The sequence below is a fragment of the Streptomyces sp. NPDC051963 genome (assembly GCF_044593495.1).
Lineage (GTDB): Bacteria > Actinomycetota > Actinomycetes > Streptomycetales > Streptomycetaceae > Streptomyces.
The window spans coordinates 583,312-606,899 of record NZ_JBIUCC010000007.1 but is presented as its reverse complement, the minus strand read 5'-3'; the positions used below and the strand labels follow the sequence as shown (position 1 = coordinate 606,899).

Genomic DNA, 23,588 nt, shown 5'->3' with positions numbered 1-23,588 from the left:
CGGGACCGCCCGACCCCGCGCCGTCGACAGTCCCCCCACCGGCGCTGCGACGATGGACTCCCAGACCTCACAGTCATCCCAGGCACCCCAGTCACCTCATACGTTCCAGGTCGACCTGCGCGGTCTCGTGGACCTGCTCTCGCATCATCTGTACTCCAGTCCCAAGGTCTACCTGCGCGAGCTGCTTCAGAACGCCGTCGACGCCATCACGGCGAGACGTGCCGAAGAACCCGACTGCCCCGGCCGGGTACGGCTGTACGCGGAGGGCGGGACCCTGCGCGTGGAGGACTCCGGGATCGGGCTCACCGAAGCGGACGTGCACAACCTCCTTGCCACGATCGGCCGCAGCTCCAAGCGGGCCGAGGGGTTGCAGGAGGTCAGGTCCGACTTCCTGGGCCAGTTCGGGATAGGCCTGCTGGCCTGTTTCGTGGTCGCCGAGCGGATCCGGGTCGTCAGCCTGAGCGCCCGTACGCCCGGTGCGGCGCCCGTGGAGTGGACCGCGACGGACGACGGCTCGTACACCGTGCGGACGCTGGAGCCGGACGCCCGCACCGAACCGGGCACCACCGTCCACCTGGGGGCGCGGCCCGGCGTCGGGGAGTGGCTCGCCGAGGAGCGGGTGCTCGCGCTGGCGCGGGACTTCGGGTCCCTGCTGCCGTACGACGTCCGGGTCGGCGACGAGGCGATCACGGACCTGCCGGCGCCCTGGGACCGCGCGTACCCCTCCCCCGCCACACGGCGGGTGGCCCTGGCGCGGCACTGCCATGAGCTGTTCGGCTTCACCCCACTGGACGCGATCGAGCTGAACGTGCCGCTCGCCGGTGTCCGCGGCGTGGCGTACGTGCTGCCGTCCGCGGTCAGCCCGGCCCAACGGGCGAGTCATCGCGTCCATCTCAAGGGCATGCTGCTGACCGAGCGGGCCGAACAGCTGCTGCCCGACTGGGCGTTCTTCGTGCGCTGTGTGCTCGACACCGACAGTCTGCGGCCCACGGCATCGCGTGAGTCGCTGTACGAGGACGAGACGCTGGCCGCCGTACGGGAAGCGCTGGGAGAAAGGATTCGGTCGTGGCTGACGAGCCTGGCGGCCGGTGATCCGGAGCGACTTGCCGCCTTCCTGTCCGTGCACTTCCTGGGCGTGAAGTCGCTGGCGCGGCACGACAAGGAGATGCTGCGCACGATGCTGCCGTGGCTGCCCTTCGAGACGACCGACGGTCGGCTGTCCCTGGAGGAGTTCGCGCAGCGGCACCCGGTGGTGCACTTCACGCGGACCGTCGAGGAGTACCGGCAGGTCGCGCCGATCGCGTCCGCACAAGGCGTCGGGGTGATCAACGGCGGTTACACCTACGACAGCGAACTGGTCGAGGCGCTGCCGTCGGTGCGGCCCGGGACCGTGGTCTCCGAGCTGGACGCCGACACCGTGACGGCCCATCTGGACGCGGTCGACCCGGCGGAGGAGCTGGCGCTGTCCGGCTTCCTGGCGGCGGCGCGGGCCACGCTGGACCCGCTGGGCTGTGACGTCGTACTCCGTGCCTTCCATCCGCTGTCCGTGCCCGCGCTGCACCTGGACGACCGGGCGACCCGGCACGAGCAGGCCCGGGCCGAGGCGGAGGAGCAGGCCGACGACCTGTGGGCGGGCATTCTCGGCTCGCTTCGGGGCAGTGCCCCACGCGCGCGGCTGGTGCTCAACCATCTCAGCCCGCTGATCCGCAGGATCAGCTCCCTGAAGGATCCCGAGCTGATCGGCACCGCCACGGAGTCGCTGTACGGGCAGGCCCTGCTGATGGCTCAGCGGCCGCTCAGGCCCACCGACTCGGCGTTGCTGAACCGGGCGTTCATCGGCCTCCTGGAGTGGGCCACGCACAGCGAGGACGGTCAGCGATGACTGAGATCACGGACTTCGACTCCCTGCGCCACGCCATGGCGGAGAACGGCGGGCAGCCGGAGGGTCCCGCCCGCAACGCGCGCGCGGAGCAACTGCTCGCCGAGGCCGAGAAGCTGAGCATTCCGCTCGCCGTGATCGAGGCGCTCGGGCACCAGCTGAAGGTCTACAACTACAGCTCCGAGAAGGACAAGATGTTCGTCCCCTTCGCGCGTCTGCTGCGCATGTGGGACGAACACCCCGAGGACTTCGACGAGTACGAGACGCACTCGCTGCACTGGGTGTTCAAGTGGATGTCGTCCGGCATGCTCGACCAGCCGCACATCCCGCTCGCGTCCGTCGAGAAGTGGCTCGGCGAGATGGAACACCGCTACCGGCTCGCCGGCCACTCCGAACGGGCCGTGCGCAGCGCCGAGTTCAGCGTTGCCGCGCATGTCGGGGACGTCGACCGGGCCGAGCGGGCGTACGCCGCGTGGCTGGCCGCCGACCGGGACGACATGGCCGACTGCCACGCGTGCGAGCTGCACGGGCAGGGTTGGTGGCAGGCGGAGTGCGGCCGGGACGCGTCGGCGCTGGAGCTGTGGTCGCCGGTTCTGGCGGGCGAGTTCACCTGCGCCCACGAGCCGCACACGGTTCTGGCGTCGTCCCTGGTGCCCCTGCTGCGGCTGGGCCGGGTGGACGACGCCCGCGCCAACCATCTGCGGGGTTTCCGGCTCGTACGGGCCATGGAGAGCATGCGGGGCGCGTACGCCGACCACGTCGAGTTCTGTGCGCTGACCGGGAACGAGGCGCGCGGTCTGGAGTTGCTCGCGGAGCGGCCGGCGTATTTCACCGACGCCGGGCATCCGCGCAGCAGGCTGGACTTCATGAGTGTCGTGGCCCTGTTCATGGACCGGCTGACCGCGCTCGGGCTGGGCGACCAGCGTGTGCCGGGGCCGGCCGGGCGGGAGTGGACGGCCGGCGAACTCGCCGCCCACGCGCGCGTGGAGGCCCTCGCGCTGGCCGAGCGGTTCGATCAGCGCAACGGCACGGCGCACATGAGCGACCGGGCACGCGAGCGCATGGATCAACGGCCGCTGGTGGAGCGGCTGCCGCTCGGGGTGCGCTCGGTACGTCCCGCGGCGGTTCCCGTCCCGCCTGTTCCGGCGCACGATGAGGCCGTGGAGCCCGATCTGCCCGCGCTGCTGGCCGAGGCCCGGCGGCTGTCGGACACCTTGCAGCCGAACGCCGTGGAGGCGTGGGCGGCGGTCGCCCGCGCCGCCGAGGGCACCGAGCTGGACGCCCGGGACCGCGCCGAGATAGCCGACCACCACGCGATGGACCTGGGCCCCGAGGGCATCGACGCGTTCGAGCACGCCGCCGAGTTGTACGCGGAGGCGGGCGACCCCGGCGAGGCCCTCGCGGCACGCACGCGTGCGGCATACATGCGCGCCCTCGCAGGCGACGTGACCGGCGCCCTCACAGCAGTCGCGGGCCCCTACGACGAGGTACTCGCCCTGTACGCCGAGGACGCCACAGGCCTGCACCAGACGGCGTCCGTACTGATGGGACGCGCACGGATCCTGATGCGGCGAGTGCACGAGGCGGACGATCCGGCGAGCGGCGCGATGGCGCAGGACGACGCCTCGCGGGGAGTCGACGGCTCCTCGAACAGCGAGGTCGGGGCTGCGGGCTCGTCATCGGAGGGGGGTGCGGGCTCATCGCCGGAGAGGGCTATGGGCTCGTCGCCGGAGGGAGCTGCGGGCTCCTCAGGGCACGACGGCGCCTCGGCGGACGGCGAGACTGCGGCCCACGGCCAGGGGGCGGAGGCCTCTCCGCGCTCCTCAGGGCACGATGGCGACTCGGACGGCGAGAATCCAGTTCACGGCCAGGGGCCGGAGACATCCCTGCGCCCCACAAGGCACGATGGCGACGTGGACGGGGAGACTCCGGCCCACGAGCGGGGACCGGAGGCGGCCGGGGACGGCGGTTCCTCGACGGGTGGGGTCCCGGCGGACCGGGACGGCGGCTACTCGGCGGGGGGTGTCCCGGCGGCCGGCGCCTCGGGCAGCACCGTCCTCGTCGACGCCGAAGCCGCCGCGCGGGAGGTGCTTGCGTTGGTCGGTGGGCGGGTCGGGGGCGATGTGCGGCTTGCCTCGCGGGACGCGGAGGCGCGGGCGATGCTCGCGGAACTGGCCGCGCACGCCGGGGACGTGGAGGGGGCGGCGGAGCTGTTCGCGCAAGCCGCGGCGGCGTTCGTCGGGGCGGGGCTGCCGTGGTTCGCGGTGGAGTACGAGGCCCGGCTGGCCGGGCTCGCGCATCACCTCGGCGACACGGCGGAGGCCGAGCGGGCGCTGCGGGCGGCCCTGGAGCACGGCGGACCGCACCTGGAGCCGATCGGCCGTGCCCAGCTGCACCTTCAGCTCGCCGAGGTAGTGGGCGGCCGCGGCCGGTCCGCGGAGGCCGCCGAACACGCCCTGGACGCGGCCCACTGGGCCGACGAGGCGGGCCAGGGCCCGACGCTCGGCGCCTGGGCACGGCACCAGCTCGGCGGGTTCCTGCTGCGGCAGGGACGATGGGCCGAGGCCGCGGAGGTGCTGGAATCGGCGCTGCCCGATCTGACCGCCGAAACGCACGGCGACGGCGCGGTCGTACAGACGCAGTGGTGGCTCGGCGACTGTCTGAGCGAGCTCGGCGAGCACCGCGCGGCGGCCGAACGCCGGTTGCAGGCCGCCGAGATCGCCCGGCACTGGCCCGAGCAGCACGACCACGCCACGCTCGCCCATCTCGCCGCGGAGTCCCTCGGACACGCGGGCCTGCACGACGAGGCCGACCAGGCCTACGCACGCGCGGGCGACCTGTGGCGCGAGCTCGGCAACGTGCACGGCCTGGTGCGTTCCCTGCGCGCCCGCGCGTGGCTCGCGCTGCGCACCCAGGACGGGCCGGACGGGGCACGGGAGTTGATGGCGGGCGCGGTCCGCGAGTGCGCGACGGCCCTGGACACCGCGGTCGACGAGGAGTCACAGCAACGGCTGATCGCCGAACTCGGCCACACCCACCGGCAGTTCGGCGACCTGCTCGCCCGGTCCGCCACCGAGGACGCCGAGGACGACTCCATCCGGGCCACCCTCGAAGAAGCCCTGTCCCAGATGCTGGAGGCCGTCGCGGTGTTCGCCACCGCCGGACACGACGCCCTGCACGCCCGGACCGGCGCCGAACTGGCGGCCGGCTGGCTGGAGGCAGACCTGAGCCGCCCCGCCCCGGCCGCCGCACGCGCGCGTGCGGTGCTGATCGCATACGCCGGTGCCGAGGACGGCGATGGCGACGGCGACGGCGACGAGACGGCACAGGCCCGGCGCGCGGAGGCGCAGCAGCTGCTCGAGCTGATGGAGGAGCAAACGGAGGAACAGGGCCCAGAGACATAGGCCTGGAGCAGCAACGCCTATTCGACGCCGATGAGCAGCAGCGATCCTTGCCGCCCGCCCCGGTACACCACCGTGTCGACGGCAAGGTACGCCTCACGCACGCGTCCTTCGACGTGCTCGACGATGGCGTCAGGGGCTTCGTCGCCGAGGACGAGGGTCACCATCTCGCCGCCCGCCTGGAGCATGCGGTCGATGACGGTCGCGGCGGTGGTGGTGACGTCCGAGCCGATCACGGCGACGTCGCCGTCTATGAGGCCGAGGACGTCGCCGGCCTGGCAGATGCCGGCCATGGTCCAGGACTGGCGTTCGGCGACGGTCACCTCGGCGTAGCGGGTCGCGCCGGCCGCCGAGGTCATCTGGACGACGTCCTCGTCGAACCGGCGGTCCGGCTCGTGCACGGCCAGTGCCGCGATCCCCTGGACCGCTGAACGCGTCGGGATGAGCGCCACGCGGATGCCCTCCGTGCGGGCCTGCTCCGCCGCCGCGGCCGCGGTGTGGCGCAGCTCGGCATCATTGGGCAGCAGCACGACCTCGCGCGCGTGGGCCCGTCGTACGGCCTCGACGAGCTCCCCGCTGGCGGGCGGCTCCCCGGGGCGCGCGAGCACCGTGGTCGCGCCCGCCTCGGCGTACAGCCCGGCCAGCCCCTCGCCGGGCACGACGGCCACGACGGCGCGCTCGGCACGCTCCCGGGGCGGGCGTTCGGCCCCGGTGGTGTGCACGTCGCCGACTGCGAAGTGGGTGATCCTGATCCGGTACGGCCGCCCGGCCTCGACGCCCGCCTCCACGGCGGCGCCGGCGTCGTCCACGTGGACATGGACGTTCCACAGCCCGTCGCCGCCGACCACGACGAGCGAGTCCCCGAGCGCGTCGAGCCGCTCCCGCAGCCGGGTCACGGCCACGTCCTCGGCCTCCAACAGGTAGATCACCTCGAAGGCGGGCCCGCCCTCCTCCGGGTCGGCGGCTCCGTCCACGCACTCGCCGACGCTGTCGACGGCCACGCGCGCGTGCTCCTCCGACGTGACGGACACCGGCGGCACCACGGCCACGGCGGACGGCCGCTCCCCCGTGAACGTCTCCACCAGCGCACCCAGCACCGCCACCAGCCCCCGCCCGCCGGCGTCCACGACGCCCGCGCGCTCCAGGACGGCCAGCTGGCCCGGTGTAGCGGCGAGGGCGGCCCGGGCGCCTTCGTAGGCCGCCCGCGCGACCGTCCCGCAGTCCCCCTCGGCTCCCGTGGCCGCGTCCGCGGCGGCCGAGGCGACCGTGAGGACCGTCCCCTCGACGGGGTGGGCCACGGCCTGCCGGGCGGAATCGGCCGCGTGCCGAAGCGCAAGCCGCAGCCCTCGGGCATCACTGTGAGCGGTCTCACCCCAGGTCTCACCCCAGGTCTCACCCCAGGTCTCATCCCCGGTCGTCCCGCCGGGGGCCGTCCCACCGCCCGCAAGCACCTGCGCCATTCCCCGCAGCAGTTGCGCCAGAATCGTCCCGGAGTTCCCGCGCGCCCCAATGAGCGCACCGTGCGCCATGGCCTGCACGGTGTCGGCCAGCGGCGGCGCCCCGGCACCGCCCCCGACTTCGTGACCTGCGAAGACCGCCTCGACCGCGGCGAGAGCCGACTCCACCGTCAGATACAGGTTCGTGCCGGTGTCCCCGTCGGCCACCGGGTAGACGTTGATCGCGTCGATCTCCTCGCGCGACCGCCCCAGCGCCTCCAGCGCGAGACCGCACCAGGTGCGCACCGCGAGAGCATCGAAGAATGTCTGCGGCACCTGCGCCACCTGCGCCTCCTTGAGCTGCCGGACGTGGGACGCAGCGTAGACCCCGGGCCGTTGTCCACCGGAAGTGGGCCGGAGCGGGGCCCTGAGCAGCCATGGTAGTTTCGTTGTACTGGCGCAGTCGTTGTATGCTGCTCCGGTTGCCCGATCCAGATCGGGCCATTCCCCCTGGCAACGCCACTCAGATCGTAGATCTTGATTCCGGCCTGCCGGGATCATCCGTAAGTGCATCTGAAGTCTTTGGAGTGACCCGTGGCTGCCAACTGCGACGTCTGCGGCAAGGGGCCGGGCTTCGGCAACAACATCTCGCACTCGCACCGCCGTACGCCCCGTCGCTGGAACCCGAACATCCAGCGCGTTCGTACCGTGGTCGGCGGGACGCCGAAGCGCGTGAACGCTTGCACCTCGTGCATCAAGGCCGGCAAGGTCTCGCGCTGACGCTACGCGGTAGCGCGCGGCCACTGCTGGTTCGCTGCAGGAGCCGGTCCACCTCTGGTGGACCGGCTTTTTGCTGTATCCGGGCAGCCATGGAGGTGCCCAAGCCCAAGCAGCCACATAAACGCTTGCGTAAGCGCTTGCGCAAACGCTTACGCCTCGTTCCCGCTCCCCACCCTGACCCGCCACCCATGATCCACCGGCCCGATCCCCACGCCGAGCGCGAACCCGGCGGCGATCGCCCCGGTGACGTACTCCTTGGCCGCCGTGACCGCCTCCGGCACCGACTGCCCCTTCGCCAGCTGCGAGGCGATCGCCGACGCGAGAGTGCAGCCGGTGCCGTGCGTGTGCCGGTTGTCGTGCCGGGGAGCGCGCAGCCAGTGCTCCTCGGACCCGTCCGTCAGCAAGTCCACGGCATCACCGGCCAGGTGACCGCCCTTGATCACAACCCATCGTGGCCCGTACGACAGCACGGCCTCCGCGGCCCGGCGCAGATCCCCCTCCGACTCGACCCGCACGCCCGTGAGCTGGGCCACCTCGTCCAGGTTCGGCGTCGCCACGGTGGCGATGGGCAGCAGCTCGGTGCGTACGGAGTCCAGCGCGGACGAAGCCAGCAGCGAGTCCCCGTGCTTGGAGACGCCCACCGGATCGACGACGACCGGAGCGTCCGTGCCACCGATCAACTCGGCCACCGCCTGGACGAGTTCGGCGGACGCCAGCATCCCCGTCTTCACGGCCTGTACGCCGATGTCGTCGACGACGCTCCGGTACTGGGCCCGCACCGCCTCCACGGGCAGCGGCCAAGCCCCCTGCACGCCCTGGGAGTTCTGCGCGGTCACGGCGGTGATGACGCTCATGCCGTGCACACCGAGCGCGAGCATCGTCTTCAGGTCGGCCTGGATGCCGGCCCCTCCGCCGGAGTCCGAGCCCGCGACCGTCAGCACCCTGGGCGACGTCACGACTCGATGTCCCCGAAGTGGTCCCAGCCGCCCTTGCTGGTCCATGGCGCCCCGTCGACCGTCACCTGGGGCAGCGCCGAGGGGTTGAGTACCTCGCCGATGACCTTCCAGCGGGCGGGCAGTTTCACGTCCGACGGGAAGGTCGCCACGATCGCGTGGTCCTCTCCCCCGGTGAGCACCCACTGCATGGGGTCGACGCCGACGGCCTGCCCGATGTCGTTCATCTGGGAGGGGATGTCGATGGCGCCGGAGCGGATGTCGATGCGGACCTTGCTGGCCTCGGCGATATGCCCGAGGTCGGCGATCAGCCCGTCGCTCACGTCGCACATCGAGGTCGCGCCGAGACCGGCCGCGGCCGGCCCCGCGTGATACGGCGGTTCCGGGCGCCGGTGCGCCTCCACGAAGGCCCGGGGCGAACGGAAGCCGCGCGACAGCACCGCGTACCCGGCCGCCGACCAGCCCAGCCAGCCCGTCACCGCGACGAGGTCCCCGGGCTGCGCGCCGGCCCGCGTCACGGGCTCCTGGCCGCGCAGATCACCGAGTGCGGTGATCGACACCATGATCGTGTCACCGCGTACGACATCGCCGCCGACCACCGACGCCCCCGCGACCTGGCACTCGTCGCGCAGGCCGTCCATCATCTCGGTCGCCCAGGCCACCGGCAGTTCGGCCGGGACGACCAGGCCGAGCAGCAGTGCGGTCGGTACGGCGCCCATGGCGGCGATGTCCGCGAGGTTCTGGGCGGCGGCCTTGCGGCCCACGTCGTAGGCGGTGGACCAGTCGCGGCGGAAGTGCCGTCCCTCGACGAGGATGTCGGTGCTCGCCACGACCCTGCGGTCGGGCGCGGCGACCACCGCGGCGTCGTCGCCGGGTCCGACCCGGACCGCCGGGGTGGTGGTGAGACGGGAGGTGAGCTCCCTGATGAGCCCGAACTCCCCCAGCTCACCAACAGTGCCCTTCATTGCCCTTTCGCCCTTTCTCTACCTGTGCATACCCGGTCGCGCGTCATCAGTGTCCCCGATACGGTCGCAGTGACCGTCAACTACTGTCGTGCCCGCGCCCCGGCGCGCAAGCCCCGGTCCCCGCAGGTCTCCCCGCGGCGAGCGGCGACGCGATACCGTGGCGTTCCTTTTCCCCACATGATCCTCGTGGCCGCCCTGGAGGTTCCGTGGTACAGGCGTACATCCTGATCCAGACGGAGGTCGGCAAAGCGTCGACCGTCGCCGAGACGATCAGCAAGATTCCTGGGGTTATCCAGGCCGAGGACGTGACAGGACCTTATGACGTGATCGTGCGTGCCCAAGCAGACACCGTGGACGACCTCGGCCGCATGGTGGTCGCCAAGGTCCAGCAAGTGGACGGCATCACGCGAACCCTGACCTGCCCGGTCGTCCATCTCTAGTCCCCGTCTACCCTTGGCCGGTGAAGTTCTTCCGTCACCGGCACCCCACCTTCGTCGGGCCGCCCGCGATCGCTCTGTTGATCGCCGTCGCGGGCTGTTCCTCAGCAGACGACAGCGCCCGGACCGCGGTTCCCGGTCCGGGCACCGAGGTCACGAAGCTGTGCCGAAACCTGGACGCGGTCCTGCCGTCCAAGGTCGACGGTCAGGAACGCCGGGATCCCGAGCCCGCGTCAGCGCTGACGGCGGGCTGGGGAAGCCCGGCGATCATACTGCGCTGCGGTGTCCGACAGCCGCCGAAGATGATCGACCCGGACGTGGCCAACGGCAATGACAAGGACGCGCTCGCCGGCGGCGTCAACGGCGTCGACTGGCTGATGGAGAAACAGGACGACGGGTCGTACCGCTTCACCACCGCCAACCGCCGCGCATACGTCGAGGTCACGGTGGCGGAGGGGCGGGACAGTACGGGGGTGCTGATCGATCTGGCCCCGGCCGTGAAGAAGGCGATCCCCGAGGGGATCGCCGACTAGTTCAGCGCAGTCCGGTCGACCTGCGCAGGGCCGCCTGGATCAGCCTGTCCACCAACTCCGGATAGCCGACCCCGGCCGCCTGCCACATCTGCGGATACATCGAGATCGGCGTCATGCCGGGCATCGTGTTGATCTCGTTGATGACGAACCCGTCGTCGGTGAGGAAGAAGTCCGCGCGGACCAGGCCCTCGCAGGAGGCCGCCTCGAAGGCATCGACGGCCAGCCTCTGGACGTCCGCCGTCTCCTCGGGCGTCAGCGGCGCGGGGACGATACCCGGCGTCGAGTCGATGTACTTGGCCTCGAAGTCGTAGTAGGCGTGGGCCTCGGGCGACGGGATCTCGGAGGGCACCGAAGCCCGGGGCCCGTCCTCGAACTCCAGCACCCCGCACTCGATCTCACGGCCGCGCAGCGCGGCCTCGACGAGGATCTTGGGGTCGTGGCGCTGGGCCTCGGCGATCGCCTCGTCGAGCCCCGACAGGTCGTCGACCTTGGTGATGCCGATCGACGAGCCCGCGCGCGCGGGCTTCACGAAGAGCGGCCAGCCGTGCTCGCCGGCGAAGTCGACGATCTTCTTGCGGGCGGCGGACTCGTCCTGCTGCCACTCACGCGGCCGGATCACCACGTACGGGCCGACCTTGAGCCCGAACGACGTGAACACCCGCTTCATGTAGTCCTTGTCCTGGCCGACGGCCGAGGCGAGCACTCCCGAGCCCACATAAGGCACGCCGGACAGTTCCAGGAGGCCCTGGAGGGTGCCGTCCTCGCCGTACGGGCCGTGCAGCACGGGGAAGACGACGTCGACCTCACCGAGCGCCTTGGGCACCGATCCGGGCTCGCTGTAGACGACTTCACGGCTGCCCGGGTCCACGGGGAGCACCACGCCGCCCTCGCTCGACTCGGCGAGCTCCTCGACGTTGGGCGTACGGCGCTCGGTGATCGCCATGCGTTCCGGTTCGTCGGCGGTGAGCGCCCAGCGGCCGTCCTGGGTGATACCGATCGGCAGAACGTCGTACCTGGTCCGGTCGATGGCCTTGAGGACGGCGCCTGCCGTGACCACGGAGATCCCGTGTTCGGAGCTGCGCCCGCCGAACACGACGGCCACGCGCGGCTTGCGAGGCGGCTGCTCAGGGCTCTGGGAGAGGTTCTCGGTGCTCATATCGCGTTGAGAGTACCCGTTGGTAGCGCCCGGACACAGCGACCGCACCCGGCATCGCTCAGCGTCGTTCCGGCTTCGCGCTGCGCGACATCAGCTCCTTCAGGGCGACCACCGGCGGCTTGCCCTCGTGCACGATGCCGACGACCGTCTCGGTGATCGGCATGTCGACGCCGTGCCGGCGGGCCAGATCCAGCACCGACTCACAGGACTTGACGCCCTCGGCGGTCTGCCGGGTGACCGCGATGGTCTCCTCAAGGGTCATGCCCTTGCCGAGGTTGGTGCCGAAGGTGTGGTTGCGGGACAGCGGCGAGGAGCAGGTCGCCACCAGGTCGCCCAGGCCCGCGAGTCCGGAGAACGTCAGCGGGTCGGCGCCCATCGCCAGGCCCAGCCGGGTGGTCTCGGCGAGACCGCGTGTGATGAGGGAGCCCTTGGCGTTGTCGCCGAGCCCCATGCCGTCCGCGATGCCGACGGCGAGGCCGATGACGTTCTTCACGGCACCGCCCAACTCGCAGCCCACCACGTCCGTGTTCGTGTACGGGCGGAAGTACGGCGTGTGGCAGACGGCCTGGAGCCGCTGGGCGACGGCCTCGTCCGTGCACGCGACCACCGCGGCGGCCGGCATCCGGGCGGCGATCTCGCGGGCGAGGTTGGGTCCGGTGACGACGGCGATGCGGTCCTGGCCGACCTTGGCGACGTCCTCGATGACCTCGCTCATCCGCATGGCGGTGCCCAGTTCGACACCCTTCATGAGCGAGACGAGGATCGTGTCGGGCGCCAGCAGCGGCACCCACTCGGCGAGATTGCCGCGCATGGTCTGCGAGGGGATCGACAGAACGGTGAAGTCGGCGCCGGCCGCGGCCTCGGCGGGATCGGTGGTGGCCCGCAGGTTCTCCGGGAGCTCGATGCCCGGGAAGTACTCGGGGTTCATCCGGCTGGAGTTGATGGCGTCGGCGACCTCAGGGCGACGCGCCCAGAGGGTGACCTCGCAGCCCGCGTCGGCAAGCACCATGCCGAAGGCGGTACCCCACGAACCGGCGCTGAAGACAGCCGCCTTGACCGACTTGTTCACGTGCCCTGCCCCTCTTCCTGTACGGCCTTGCCCTCCGACTGCGCCCTGCTCTTGCGTCGCTGCTCGACCCGCTCACGGCGCGGGTCGTACGGCATCTTGGGCGCCTGCTCGCCGCGGATGTCCTCCAGCTGACGAGTGACGGCGGCCATGATGACCTCGGTCGCCTGCTTCAGGAGCTCCGGGGTCATCTCCTCGTCGTAGAAGCGCGCCAGGTCGACGGGCGGGCCCGCCAGCACGTGGTGGGTCTTGCGCGGAAGGAGGTTGAGCTTCTTGGCGTACGGCGGCAGCAGTTCGTTGGCGCCCCACTGGGCGACGGGAATCACCGGGCACTTGGTCTGGAGGGCGACGCGCGCGGCACCGGTCTTGGCCGTCATGGGCCACTGATCCGGGTCGCGAGTGATCGTTCCCTCGGGGTAGAACGCCACGCACTCGCCACGCTCGACGGCGGCGATCGCGGCCCGGAAGGCACTGAGCGCGTCCGTGGTTTCCCGGTAGACGGGGATCTGCCCGGTGCCGCGCATCGCGGCGCCGACGAAGCCCTTCTTGAAAAGGCCGCTCTTCGCGAGGAATCGCGGAACACGGCCGGTGTTGTACTGAAAGTGTGCGTACGCGAAGGGATCGATGTGCGAATTGTGGTTCACCGCAGTGATAAATCCGCCGTCGGCCGGAATGTGCTCCATTCCACGCCAGTCCCGCTTGATCAGAACCACCAGCGGTGGTTTGCAGAGGACCGCTGCGAAGCGGTACCAGAAGCCGATTCTGCGGCGGGGCACGCGGACACCTTCCTCTAGGGCCTGGGGGGCCGCACAAGTGTCGCCCCAGGCCGCCGGTCTGTCGAGAACACCGTACGCCCCGAGGGCACGCCCGCCAGATGCCAGGTGACAATGGCCGCGACAAGAGAGGGACGAACGCTCGTGCAGTGGACCTTGGTGATACCCCTGAAGCCTTTGGCGCACGCCAAGAGCCGGCTGTCGGACACCGCCGACGACGGGCTGCGCCCCGGCCTCGCCCTCGCCTTCGCCCAGGACACCGTCGCGGCCGCGCTGGCCTGCCCGGCGGTCGCTGATGTGGCAGTCGTCACGAACGACGCCCTGGCCGACCGGGAACTGGCCGCACTGGGCGCCCGCATCATCGCGGACGAGCCCGTGGGCGGCCTGAACGCGGCCCTGGCGCACGGCGAGAGCGTCGTACGGGGATCTCGTCCCCGAAGTGCCGTGGCGGCCCTGAACGCCGATCTTCCGTCCCTGCGCCCACTGGAATTGGCCCGGGTCCTGGATGCGGCCGCCGAATTCCCCCGCGCTTTTCTCCCGGATGCGGCCGCAATCGGAACAACTCTGCTGGCCGCCGCACCGGGCAGTGAATTGCGCCCGGAATTCGGCCTCGATTCCCGGGCCCGCCACCGCACGTCCGGCGCGATGGAACTGACCCTCGACGCGGTGGATTCCGTACGACAGGACGTCGACACCGGCCTGGATCTGCGAGCCGCGCTCGACTTGGGCGTGGGCCCGCGCACGGCGGCGATGGCAGCACGGCTGCTGATCGCGGAGCCGTAGCCGCTGTTCCAGCCCCGGAGGGGCGCTGGAACAGGGGCGCGGGGCTGTATCGATTTGCGGCTCCGCCGCGTGGGCGCGACCAGCCACGACGGCGCCGCAGTCGCTCTGCGACCCCTCGCGGCATCCCAGTGGAACGCATACGCTGCGTGCATGCAGGCCACCGCATACACCTACGACGCCGAGACCCGCAGCGGCAGTGTGTTGCTCGACGACGGCACGCCCGTCTCCTTCGACGCCGCCGCCTTCGACGCGGGCGGCCTGCGGCTGTTGCGTCCCGGGCAGCGGGTCCGGATCGAGGCGGAGGGCCCGAGGGACGGCCTGCGCATCACGCTGGTGACACTGCAAACGCTGTAGAAACGCCGCGGGCCGGACTCCACGGGGAGTCCGGCCCGGCGCGTGAGTGCCCCTGTGCCCCGCTTACTTGCGGGCGGTGGCCTTCTTGGCGGTGGTCTTGCGCGCGGTCGACTTCTTGGCGGGGGCCTTCTTGGCCGTCGCCTTCTTCGCCGGGGCCTTCTTGGCCGTCGCCTTCTTGGCGGTGGTCTTCTTGGCCGCGGTCTTCTTGGCGGCCGCGGTGGTCTTCTTCGCGGTCGTCTTCTTCGCCGTGGTCTTCTTGGCGGTCGCGGTGGTCTTCTTCGCCGCCGTCTTCCGCGCCGCGGTCTTCTTCGCGGCGGCCGCCTTGGTGGTCTTCTTGGCCGCGGCCTTCTTGACCGTTGCCGCGGCACCGCCGGTCAGGCTGCCCTTGGGCGCCTTCTTGACGGCGACCTCGCCACCGCGCGGGAGCTTCTTCGAGCCGCTCACCAGGTCCTTGAAGCCCTGGCCCGCGCGGAAGCGCGGAACGGAGGTCTTCTTGACCCGAACCCGCTCGCCCGTCTGCGGGTTGCGGGCGTAGCGGGCCGGGCGGTCGACCTTCTCGAACGAACCGAAGCCGGTGACCGACACCCGCTCACCCGAGACGACCGCGCGGACGATCGCGTCCAGTACGTGGTCGACAGCGTCGGCGGCCTGCTGTCGGCCGCCCATCTTGTCGGCAATCGCTTCTACGAGCTGCGCCTTGTTCACGTCTTCCCCTTCGGAGACATCGCCAGAACGAATGTGTTCAAGCTTTTTCGCACGTTAGGCAGATATATACCGCAAATCAAACACGAAACGGGCTTATCACCCTTGTGCCGCAACGGACTCGGCGGTCTTAAGGCTGTTCAGCGTTCCTCTTCGGGGAATCGACCCTCGTCGAGGTCGGCTGTGAACCGCTCCAGACGCCTTGTCGCATCGGCGAGATCGTGCTTGGCCGCGGCCGTAATGACCAGCAGCTTCCGGGTCAGCGCCATCCGTACGCCCTCCGGGACTTGCAGTGCGCGCACTCTTGTGTGCGCTTCCTTCAGTTGGCCCGCGACTGCCGCATAGAGCTCGAGTTGGCCGTCGTGTTCCATGCACAGATTGTGCCATCTGGGGCGAGTTGTCGCCTGCCCAGGGTGCAACTGCCGCCTCAAACGGCCTTCCGGGCATGCGCGGAAGCCGCGGCTACAAGGTTCGCGTACCCCGGCAACAACCGCTCTAACGAGGGAAGTTGACGACGCTCACCGAGCCGCGCAGGGCCGTTCGGGTGCAGACATGGCAGTACCCCCGATCGGGCTGATCGGGGGTACTGCGGGGGTGTTGCGGTGGCCGAAACTCGACTTGCCGGCGGCCTTCGGCTCAGATCTTCAGCGTCTGCGGCTTGTACGACGGCCGCTTGGCTTCGTACGTCGCGATGTCGGCCTCGTTCTGGAGGGTGATGGAGATGTCGTCCAGCCCGTTCAGCAGCCGCCAGCGGGAGTTCTCGTCCAGCTCGAAGGAGGCGGTGATGCCCTCGGCGCGCACCTCGCGGGCCTCGAGGTCGACCGTGATCTCGGCCTGCGGGTCCCGCTCGGTCAGCTCCTGGAGCGCGTCCACGACCTTCTGCTCCAGAACCACTGTGAGCAGGCCGTTCTTGAGCGAGTTACCGCGGAAGATATCGGCGAAGCGGGACGAGATGACCGTCTTGAAGCCGTAGTTCTGGAGCGCCCAGACGGCGTGCTCACGGGAGGAGCCGGTGCCGAAGTCGGGGCCGGCGACCAGAACCGTGGCGCCCTGCCGCTCGGGCCGGTTGAGGATGAAGTTCTCGTCCTTGCGCCAGGCCTCGAACAGCCCGTCCTCGAAACCGTCCCGTGTGACCTTCTTGAGCCAGTGAGCAGGGATGATCTGGTCGGTGTCGACGTTGCTGCGGCGCAGCGGGACGGCCCGGCCGGTGTGCGTGGTGAATGCTTCCATGGCTTCTCAGACTCCAGCGGGCGTACGGGTCTCGACGTCGGACAGGTCGGCGGGCGAGGCCAGGTGGCCCAGCACGGCGGTCGCGGCGGCGACCTGCGGCGAGACCAGGTGCGTACGGCCGCCCTTGCCCTGCCTGCCCTCGAAGTTGCGGTTGGAGGTGGACGCGGAGCGCTCACCGGGCGCCAGCTGGTCGGGGTTCATGCCCAGACACATCGAGCAGCCCGCGTGCCGCCATTCGGCGCCGGCGTCCTTGAAAACGACGTCCAGGCCTTCGGAGACGGCCTGGAGACCGACCCGTGCGGAGCCGGGGACGACCAGCATCCGTACGCCGTCGGCGACTTTGCGGTCCTTCAGGAGCTCGGCGGCGGCGCGCAGGTCCTCGATACGGCCGTTGGTGCACGAGCCTACGAAGACGGTGTCCACCTTGATGGAGCGCAGCGGCTGCCCGGCCTCCAACCCCATGTATTCCAGGGCCTTTTCGGCGGCGTGGCGCTCCGAAGCGTCTTCGTACGAAGCAGGGTCGGGGACGTCCGCCGAAAGCGGCGCGCCCTGGCCGGGGTTGGTGCCCCAGGTGACGAACGGGGACAGCTCGCCGGCGTTGATGAGGACCTCGGCGTCGAAGACCGCGTCCTCGTCGGTGCGCAGCGTCTTCCAGTACGCGACCGCCGCGTCCCAGTCCGCGCCCTCGGGTGCGTGCGGGCGGCCCTTGAGGTACTCGAAGGTGGTCTCGTCGGGGGCGATCATGCCCGCGCGGGCACCGGCCTCGATCGACATGTTGCAGATGGTCATCCGGGCCTCCATCGAGAGCTTCTCGATGGCGGGGCCGCGGTACTCCAGGATGTAGCCCTGGCCGCCGCCCGTACCGATCCTGGCGATGATCGCCAGGATCAGGTCCTTGGCGGTGACGCCGTCGGGCAGTTCGCCCTCGACGGTGATGGCCATGGTCTTCGGGCGGGCCAGCGGCAGCGTCTGGGTGGCCAGCACATGCTCGACCTGGGAGGTGCCGATGCCGAACGCCAGCGCACCGAAGGCGCCGTGCGTGGAGGTGTGGGAGTCGCCGCACACCACGGTCGTGCCGGGCTGGGTCAGGCCCAGCTGGGGGCCGACGACGTGGACGACGCCCTGCTCGACGTCGCCGAGCGGGTGCAGGCGAACGCCGAAGTCGGCGCAGTTCTTGCGCAGCGTCTCCAGCTGGGCCCGGGAGACCGGGTCCGCGATGGGCTTGTCGATGTCGAGGGTCGGGGTGTTGTGATCCTCGGTGGCGATGGTGAGATCGAGACGGCGCACGGGACGCCCCGCCTGACGGAGGCCGTCGAAGGCCTGCGGGCTGGTCACTTCGTGCAGCAGGTGCAGATCGATGAAGAGGAGGTCGGGCTCGCCCTCGGCGCGCCGGACGACATGGTCGTCCCAGACCTTCTCCGCGAGTGTCCTACCCATCGCTTTCCCTCCGGTCGGCAAATGTCGCGCCGACCCAACTAGAGATCTTGAGCAAGCGGCTGCCCGCGCCCCCCGTGCCGGGCGTCCGCCGCCGGGCCCGTTTGGTCTGCGGGCCACTGTGCCTGTGTCTTCCAGAGTGGCGTGTTCCACGCAAAATTGAACTTGCGTTTCACAGAGTGAGACGCGAGTATCGTTTCATGGACAACAGTAGCGGCGTCGGCGTTCTGGACAAGGCAGCCCTTGTCCTGAGCGCCCTGGAGTCCGGTCCGGCCACCCTCGCGGGTCTGGTCGCGGCGACCGGGCTGGCACGACCCACGGCTCACCGCCTGGCCGTGGCTTTGGAACACCACCGTATGGTGGCGCGCGACATGCAGGGCCGGTTCATCCTCGGCCCGCGCCTGGCGGAACTCGCCGCGGCCGCGGGCGAGGACCGTCTCCTCGCCACCGCCGGCCCGGTGCTCACGCATCTCCGTGACATCACCGGCGAGAGCGCACAGCTCTACCGCCGCCAGGGCGACATGCGCATCTGCGTCGCCGCGGCGGAGCGCCTGTCCGGCCTTCGGGACACGGTCCCCGTCGGCTCGACGCTCACCATGAAGGCGGGCTCCTCCGCCCAGATCCTCATGGCCTGGGAGGAGCCGGAGCGCCTGCACCGCGGCCTCCAGGGCGCCCGCTTCACTGCCACGGCGCTCTCGGGCGTACGACGCCGGGGCTGGGCCCAGTCCATCGGCGAGCGCGAGCCGGGCGTCGCCTCGGTCTCCGCGCCCGTACGCGGCCCCTCCAACCGCGTCGTGGCCGCCGTCTCCGTCTCCGGCCCCATCGAGCGCCTCACGCGCCACCCGGGCCGTATGCACGCCCAGGCGGTCATCGACGCCGCGGCCCGCCTCTCCGAGGCCCTGCGCCGCACCGGCTGAAGCCCGGGGACGTCTCCGGGGAGGACCCGCCTCAACGCCGCGGCAGGCCCTCCCCGATCCCCCCGGTCGGACAGTCCTCGGTTGCGCCCCCGTCGAGCGATGCGCCCCAGCAGCTCCCGGTCACCGTCCCGCGCAGGCTCCCCCGCCATGCGGAACTTCAACAGCATGACCGGGAGCCACTGGAATGGTTGGATAGTGACACTTCCCTAGGAGAGGCGCAAGAGGATGCGGCTGGCCGAGCTGAGCGAGCGCAGCGGGGTGTCCACCGCGACGATCAAGTACTACCTGCGCGAAGGCCTGTTGACGCCCGGCCGACAGATCAACGCACGGACCGCCGAATACGACGAGGACCATCTGCGCCGGCTGCGGCTGGTGCGCGCGATGATCCAGATCGGACGGGTGCCGGTGGCGACGATCCGGGAAGTGCTGGGACACGTCGACGACGACTCCCTCCCCCGCACGATCCGCATGGGCGCTGCGATGTGGGCGCTGCCACAGGTCGCCGAGCCGGACGAGGAGGACGAGCACGTCCGCTCCGCGCACGAGGCGGCGGATCAACTGCTGGAGTCCCTGGGCTGGTCGAACGCCCAGGCGCTGGTCTCCATCTCGCCCGCCTACCGTTCGCTGGTAGTGGCGATGGCCGCGCTCAGACGGATCGGCATCGACTGGGACACTCAACTCCTGGTGGCGTACGCCCGGTTGATGCATCAGGCGGCCGTACTGGACCTGGACTTCGTGGAGCGCCATCCGTCCGAGGCGGAGAAGGTCGAGACGGCGGTGCTGGGGGCGATCCTGGTCGATCCGATGCTCCAGTCCCTGCACCGGCTGGCGCAGGAGGAGGAGTCGGCGCGGCGGTACGGCTTCGGTGACGAGCAATGACGAAGGCCCCCCACCGAAGTGGAGGGCCTTCACGATGCGTACCCCCGACCGGATTCGAACCGGCGCTACCGCCTTGAGAGGGCGGCGTGCTAGGCCGCTACACAACGGGGGCGAGGATCTTACGTTTCCGCAGATCCGAGCTGGTCTACCTGGACTCGAACCAAGACTAACTGAACCAGAATCAGTCGTGCTGCCAATTACACCATAGACCAATGTGGTTTAGACCAGTTTGTACCCCCGACCGGATTCGAACCGGCGCTACCGCCTTGAGAGGGCGGCGTGCTAGGCCGCTACACAACGGGGGCCCTAGCGATCCTGCATCGAGAACAACGGGTGCGACCCTGACTGTTCCCGCGGGAAGGATCTGTACCCCCGACCGGATTCGAACCGGCGCTACCGCCTTGAGAGGGCGGCGTGCTAGGCCGCTACACAACGGGGGCTTTGCAGATGAGCTCTGCGAGCTGGCCTACCTGGACTCGAACCAAGACTAACTGAACCAGAATCAGTCGTGCTGCCAATTACACCATAGGCCACTGGAACGCAAGCCCCTGAGGGGTTTTGTTCTAGCTTGCGCCTCCGGTTCCCGGCCTTTCGGCCCGCTCCCCGGCGACGCAGGAAGAACATTACCTGAAGGTGGACGGGGCTCCAAAACGGGTATCCGCGCCGAGCAGCGCGGGGAGTTCGGCGAGCGAGCCGATCCGGTGCGGGCCGACGGGCACGTCGTCGCCGGTGTACACGGCGCCGCGGTCGATCCAGACCGACAGCAGTCCGGCGTCGGCTGCGCCCCGTCCGTCGATCTCCGGGTGGTCGCCGACGTACGCGACCTGGTGCGGGGCGAGGTCCAGGGCCTCGCAGGCGGCCAGGAAGGCTCCGGCCTCGGGCTTGGAGACGCCGAGTTCGGCGGCGCACAGGACGGCCTCGAAGCGGTCGTGCACGCCGAGCATGCGCAGCTTGCGGTCCTGGACGACGAGGCTGGAGTTCGACAGCACGGCGTGCCGGTGACTGGCGGCGAGGGCGTCCAGGACGGGCAGTACGTCCGGGAAGAGCGCCCACGCGGCCTCGTAGTGCGTGATGTACCGCAGAAACCAGTCCTCGGCCTCCGCGTCGGTCAGCTCCGTATCCAGGAAGGCCCGGACCCGATCGCGCCGCTGCGTCTCGAAGTCGACCTCCCCGACCGCGAATCGCGCCCACTGACGGTCGGTGACCTCCCGCCACCGCACGAGGGCCTGCTCCACGGACTCGTATCCGTGAAGCAGGCCCTCGGCCGCAAGGTGCGCGCGCATTCCGGCGCGGTCCGCGGTGGTGTAGTCGAAGAGGGTGTCGTCGACGTCCCAGACAACAGCTCGGATCCCCATGACACCGACCGTACAGGGAGTGGTTACGCCGTGAGCTTGGCGAGTGCCGCGTCGATGCGGGCCAGGGTCTTGTCCTTGCCCAGGACCTCCAGGGACTCGAAGAGCGGGAGGCCCACCGTGCGGCCGGTGACGGCGACGCGGACCGGGGCCTGGGCCTTCCCGAGCTTGAGGCCGTGGGTCTCGCCGGCGGCCAGGACGGCCTCCTTCAACGACTCCGCCGAGGTCCAGTCCGCGGACTCCAGCTTCTCGCGGGCCGTACGCAGAAGTGCGTCGCTGCCCTCCTTCATCGCCTTGGTCCACGAGGCCTCGTCCGCGGCCGGCTCCGGCAGGAACAGGAAGTCGACGTTGTCCGTGATCTCGGAGAGGACCTTGAGACGGGTCTGGGCGTGCGGGGCGATCGCGTGCCACTTGGCCTCGTCGAAGTCCTCCGGCGCCCAGGGCGCGAACGGGGCCTTCAGCCACGGCGCGCAGCGCTCCGTGAAGTCCTTCACATCCAGCAGACGGATGTGGTCGCCGTTGATCGCCTCGCACTTCTTCAGGTCGAAGCGGGCCGGGTTGGGGTTCACGTCCGCGATGTCGAAAGCCGCGACCATCTCGTCCATCGTGAAGATGTCCTGGTCGGCGGAGAGCGACCAGCCCAGCAGGGAAAGGTAGTTGAGCAGCCCCTCGGGCAGGAAGCCGCGCTCGCGGTAGAGGTTGAGGGACGACTCCGGGTCGCGCTTGGAGAGCTTCTTGTTGCCCTCGCCCATCACGTACGGCAGATGGCCGAAGGACGGGATCTCCTTCGCGACACCCAGCTCGATCAGCGCCTTGTAGAGGGCGATCTGCCGCGGGGTGGAGGAGAGCAGGTCCTCGCCGCGCAGGACGTGGGTGATCTCCATCAGGGCGTCGTCGACCGGGTTCACGAGCGTGTAGAGCGGGGCTCCGTTGGCTCGTACGATCCCGTAGTCCGGGACGTTCTCCGGGGTGAACGTCAGCTCGCCGCGGACCAGGTCCGTGAAGGTGATCGTCTCGTCGGGCATCCGGAAGCGGACGATGGGCGTACGGCCCTGGGCCTTGTACTCCTCGACCTGCTCGGCGCTCAGGTCACGGCAGTGGCCGTCGTAGCCGGACGGCTTGCCGGCGGCGCGGGCGGCCTCGCGGCGGCTGTCCAGCTCCTCCTGGGAGCAGTAGCAGTGGTAGGCGTGGCCGGCGTCCTGGAGCCTGCCCGCGATGTCCTTGTAGAGGTCCATGCGCTGCGACTGGCGGTACGGCGCGTGCGGGCCGCCGACCTCAGGGCCCTCGTCCCAGTCGAAGCCCAGCCAGCGCATCGCGTCGAGCAGCTGGGTGTACGACTCCTCGGAGTCGCGGGCCGCGTCGGTGTCCTCGATACGGAAGACCAGTTTGCCGCCGTGGTGGCGGGCGAACGCCCAGTTGAACAGGGCGGTGCGGACCAGGCCCACGTGCGGGTTACCGGTGGGCGACGGGCAGAAACGTACGCGGACGGGTGCGCTAGCCACGCTTGACAACCTTGTTGGTGAGAGTGCCGATGCCTTCGATGGTGACGGCGACCTCGTCGCCGACGTTGAGGGGGCCGACCCCTGCCGGGGTGCCCGTGAGGATCACGTCGCCGGGGAGCAGCGTCATGGCCTCGGTGATGTTGACGATCAGGTCCTCGATGGAGTGGATCATCTCGCTGGTGCGGCCCAGCTGGCGTTGCCCGCCGTTGACCGTGAGCTGGATGGTGAGGTCGCTCGCGGCGGCGAGGTCCAGGTCCGTCTCCACCCAGGGGCCGAGCGGGCAGGAGGTGTCGAAGCCCTTGGCCCTGGCCCACTGCTTCTCGCGCTTCTGGACGTCGCGGGCGGTGATGTCGTTGGCGCAGGTGTAGCCGAGGATGACGTCCTTGACGCGCTCGCGGGGGACCTGGCGGCACATGCGGCCGATGACGACGGCCAGTTCGGCCTCGTGGTGGAGGTCCTCGGAGAAGGAGGGGTACTGGATCTCGTCGCCGGGGCCGATCACCGAGGTGGACGGCTTGAAGAAGGCGAACGGGGCGTCGGGCACCTCGTTGCCCAGCTCGCGCGCGTGCTCGGCGTAGTTGCGGCCGAAGGCCACGACCTTGTTGGGGAGCACCGGCGGCAGCAGCCTGACCTTGCTCAGGGGGACCTTCGTACCGGAGAGCTCGAATTCCGCGAACGGAATGCCCTTGATGATGTCCAGGACGAGCTCGTCCGGCTTGTCACCCTCGACCGCGCCGAAGGCGACGTTCCCGTCGATGGAGAATCTGGCGATGCGCACGGGATGCTCGCGCCCCTCACTGAGTAATTGTGGACGCCCAGGCTATCCGGTCCGGACGCATGGTCACACGGTACGGTGAGCCCGCTGAGCGCCTCCATGTCACTCCGGCGATGGCATGTGCCCCACATGAATGTGAGGCGACTCTCAGCCGACGCCTTTGTGCGACCTCTACAAGCACAATCCCCTCTGAGCAGTCGGAACGGCTGCATGCCGTCGAGGTTCTGTTCAGGGGTACCAGGAAAACGGGCCGGAGACTGTACGGAGTCAACGGCCCGCTT

General features: G+C 70.2%; 22 protein-coding genes and 5 tRNA genes. 9 read left to right on the top strand and 18 right to left on the bottom strand.

Features of this window, described 5'->3' with window-relative positions; translation table 11 throughout:
- The first annotated feature begins 52 nt into the window (after window positions 1-52).
- Window positions 53-1,882 carry an HSP90 family protein gene (locus ACIHFB_RS30740; protein ID WP_400128674.1) on the top strand — a complete coding sequence of 610 codons (1,830 nt, stop codon included), beginning with the start codon at window positions 53-55 and terminating at the stop codon, window positions 1,880-1,882.
- The gene (locus ACIHFB_RS30735; RefSeq protein WP_400128673.1) at window positions 1,879-5,283 is read left to right on the top strand and encodes a tetratricopeptide repeat protein; all 3,405 of its coding nucleotides are present in this window, start codon (window positions 1,879-1,881) and stop codon (window positions 5,281-5,283) included. The genes ACIHFB_RS30740 and ACIHFB_RS30735 overlap by 4 nt, the downstream gene beginning before the upstream one ends.
- Before the next feature lie 17 nt (window positions 5,284-5,300).
- Here the strand turns inward: ACIHFB_RS30735 and ACIHFB_RS30730 are convergent, their stop codons facing one another.
- Complete coding sequence (locus ACIHFB_RS30730) at window positions 5,301-7,061, bottom strand: DAK2 domain-containing protein (protein WP_400128672.1); 1,761 nt, start codon at window positions 7,059-7,061, stop codon at window positions 5,301-5,303.
- 249 nt (window positions 7,062-7,310) lie between these two features.
- Here ACIHFB_RS30730 and rpmB point away from each other — a divergent pair, with 249 nt between their 5' ends.
- Complete coding sequence (gene rpmB / locus ACIHFB_RS30725) at window positions 7,311-7,496, top strand: 50S ribosomal protein L28 (protein ID WP_004924906.1); 186 nt, start codon at window positions 7,311-7,313, stop codon at window positions 7,494-7,496.
- 149 nt (window positions 7,497-7,645) lie between these two features.
- Here rpmB and thiD read toward each other — a convergent pair whose 3' ends face one another.
- Entirely contained in the window at window positions 7,646-8,452 is an 807-nt protein-coding gene (thiD, locus tag ACIHFB_RS30720; RefSeq protein WP_400128671.1) for a bifunctional hydroxymethylpyrimidine kinase/phosphomethylpyrimidine kinase, read from the bottom strand.
- Window positions 8,449-9,414, bottom strand: a complete 966-nt coding sequence (locus tag ACIHFB_RS30715; protein ID WP_365286451.1) for a thiamine-phosphate kinase — start codon at window positions 9,412-9,414, stop codon at window positions 8,449-8,451. Before ACIHFB_RS30715 ends, thiD begins: the two co-directional genes overlap by 4 nt.
- 206 nt (window positions 9,415-9,620) lie before the next feature.
- Here ACIHFB_RS30715 and ACIHFB_RS30710 point away from each other — a divergent pair, with 206 nt between their 5' ends.
- On the top strand, window positions 9,621-9,854 hold the full coding sequence (locus ACIHFB_RS30710; protein WP_003997603.1) for an Lrp/AsnC family transcriptional regulator: 234 nt from the start codon (window positions 9,621-9,623) through the stop codon (window positions 9,852-9,854).
- Window positions 9,855-9,874: 20 nt separating this feature from the next.
- Entirely contained in the window at window positions 9,875-10,384 is a 510-nt protein-coding gene (locus ACIHFB_RS30705; protein ID WP_365286453.1) for a DUF3515 domain-containing protein, read from the top strand.
- Window position 10,385: 1 nt separating this feature from the next.
- Here ACIHFB_RS30705 and ACIHFB_RS30700 read toward each other — a convergent pair whose 3' ends face one another.
- The 3 genes from ACIHFB_RS30700 to ACIHFB_RS30690 are packed head-to-tail and all read right to left on the bottom strand — an operon-like array spanning window position 10,386 to window position 13,382.
- Window positions 10,386-11,540 (bottom strand): D-alanine--D-alanine ligase family protein, encoded by a 1,155-nt coding sequence (locus tag ACIHFB_RS30700; RefSeq protein WP_365286455.1) that lies wholly within the window; start codon window positions 11,538-11,540, stop codon window positions 10,386-10,388.
- A 58-nt stretch (window positions 11,541-11,598) separates the two neighbouring features.
- Window positions 11,599-12,609: an NAD(P)H-dependent glycerol-3-phosphate dehydrogenase gene (locus tag ACIHFB_RS30695; RefSeq protein ID WP_365286457.1), complete on the bottom strand. Its 1,011-nt coding sequence runs from the start codon at window positions 12,607-12,609 to the stop codon at window positions 11,599-11,601.
- Entirely contained in the window at window positions 12,606-13,382 is a 777-nt protein-coding gene (locus ACIHFB_RS30690) for a lysophospholipid acyltransferase family protein (protein ID WP_365286459.1), read from the bottom strand. The genes ACIHFB_RS30695 and ACIHFB_RS30690 overlap by 4 nt, the downstream gene beginning before the upstream one ends.
- Window positions 13,383-13,523: 141 nt before the next feature.
- Here ACIHFB_RS30690 and cofC point away from each other — a divergent pair, with 141 nt between their 5' ends.
- Together cofC and ACIHFB_RS30680 are read left to right on the top strand one after the other, a co-directional pair.
- Entirely contained in the window at window positions 13,524-14,162 is a 639-nt protein-coding gene (gene cofC, locus ACIHFB_RS30685; RefSeq protein WP_365286461.1) for a 2-phospho-L-lactate guanylyltransferase, read from the top strand.
- A 150-nt stretch (window positions 14,163-14,312) separates the two neighbouring features.
- Complete coding sequence (locus tag ACIHFB_RS30680; RefSeq protein ID WP_365286463.1) at window positions 14,313-14,516, top strand: hypothetical protein; 204 nt, start codon at window positions 14,313-14,315, stop codon at window positions 14,514-14,516.
- A gap of 63 nt (window positions 14,517-14,579) precedes the next feature.
- Here the strand turns inward: ACIHFB_RS30680 and ACIHFB_RS30675 are convergent, their stop codons facing one another.
- From ACIHFB_RS30675 to leuC, 4 genes are all read right to left on the bottom strand, one after another.
- A complete protein-coding gene (locus tag ACIHFB_RS30675; protein WP_365286465.1) occupies window positions 14,580-15,221 on the bottom strand; it encodes an HU family DNA-binding protein in 642 nt (213 codons plus the stop codon).
- A gap of 137 nt (window positions 15,222-15,358) precedes the next feature.
- The gene (locus ACIHFB_RS30670) at window positions 15,359-15,589 is read right to left on the bottom strand and encodes a hypothetical protein (RefSeq protein ID WP_365286467.1); all 231 of its coding nucleotides are present in this window, start codon (window positions 15,587-15,589) and stop codon (window positions 15,359-15,361) included.
- A 265-nt stretch (window positions 15,590-15,854) separates the two neighbouring features.
- Window positions 15,855-16,448 carry a 3-isopropylmalate dehydratase small subunit gene (gene leuD / locus ACIHFB_RS30665; protein ID WP_365286469.1) on the bottom strand — a complete coding sequence of 198 codons (594 nt, stop codon included), beginning with the start codon at window positions 16,446-16,448 and terminating at the stop codon, window positions 15,855-15,857.
- Window positions 16,449-16,454: 6 nt separating this feature from the next.
- Window positions 16,455-17,885, bottom strand: a complete 1,431-nt coding sequence (gene leuC, locus ACIHFB_RS30660) for a 3-isopropylmalate dehydratase large subunit (protein ID WP_400128670.1) — start codon at window positions 17,883-17,885, stop codon at window positions 16,455-16,457.
- A 197-nt stretch (window positions 17,886-18,082) separates the two neighbouring features.
- Between leuC and ndgR the strand changes: the two genes are divergently transcribed.
- Window positions 18,083-18,799, top strand: coding sequence for an IclR family transcriptional regulator NdgR (gene ndgR / locus ACIHFB_RS30655; protein WP_007384919.1), 717 nt, complete (start codon window positions 18,083-18,085; stop codon window positions 18,797-18,799).
- Between the two features lie 225 nt (window positions 18,800-19,024).
- Entirely contained in the window at window positions 19,025-19,678 is a 654-nt protein-coding gene (locus tag ACIHFB_RS30650) for a MerR family transcriptional regulator (RefSeq protein WP_365286474.1), read from the top strand.
- Window positions 19,679-19,717: 39 nt separating this feature from the next.
- Here ACIHFB_RS30650 and ACIHFB_RS30645 read toward each other — a convergent pair.
- From ACIHFB_RS30645 to ACIHFB_RS30610, 8 genes are all read right to left on the bottom strand, one after another.
- Window positions 19,718-19,790 (bottom strand) — tRNA-Glu (locus ACIHFB_RS30645).
- Window positions 19,791-19,818: 28 nt separating this feature from the next.
- A tRNA-Gln gene (locus ACIHFB_RS30640) sits at window positions 19,819-19,890 on the bottom strand.
- Window positions 19,891-19,910: 20 nt separating this feature from the next.
- Window positions 19,911-19,983, bottom strand: a tRNA-Glu gene (locus ACIHFB_RS30635).
- Window positions 19,984-20,045: 62 nt separating this feature from the next.
- A tRNA-Glu gene (locus ACIHFB_RS30630) sits at window positions 20,046-20,118 on the bottom strand.
- 21 nt (window positions 20,119-20,139) lie between these two features.
- Window positions 20,140-20,211 (bottom strand) — tRNA-Gln (locus ACIHFB_RS30625).
- 90 nt (window positions 20,212-20,301) lie between these two features.
- Complete coding sequence (locus tag ACIHFB_RS30620) at window positions 20,302-21,033, bottom strand: HAD family hydrolase (protein ID WP_400128669.1); 732 nt, start codon at window positions 21,031-21,033, stop codon at window positions 20,302-20,304.
- Between the two features lie 23 nt (window positions 21,034-21,056).
- Window positions 21,057-22,541, bottom strand: a complete 1,485-nt coding sequence (gene gltX, locus ACIHFB_RS30615; RefSeq protein WP_365286478.1) for a glutamate--tRNA ligase — start codon at window positions 22,539-22,541, stop codon at window positions 21,057-21,059.
- The gene (locus tag ACIHFB_RS30610) at window positions 22,525-23,310 is read right to left on the bottom strand and encodes a fumarylacetoacetate hydrolase family protein (protein WP_365286480.1); all 786 of its coding nucleotides are present in this window, start codon (window positions 23,308-23,310) and stop codon (window positions 22,525-22,527) included. Before ACIHFB_RS30610 ends, gltX begins: the two co-directional genes overlap by 17 nt.
- Window positions 23,311-23,588: the final 278 nt, after the last annotated feature.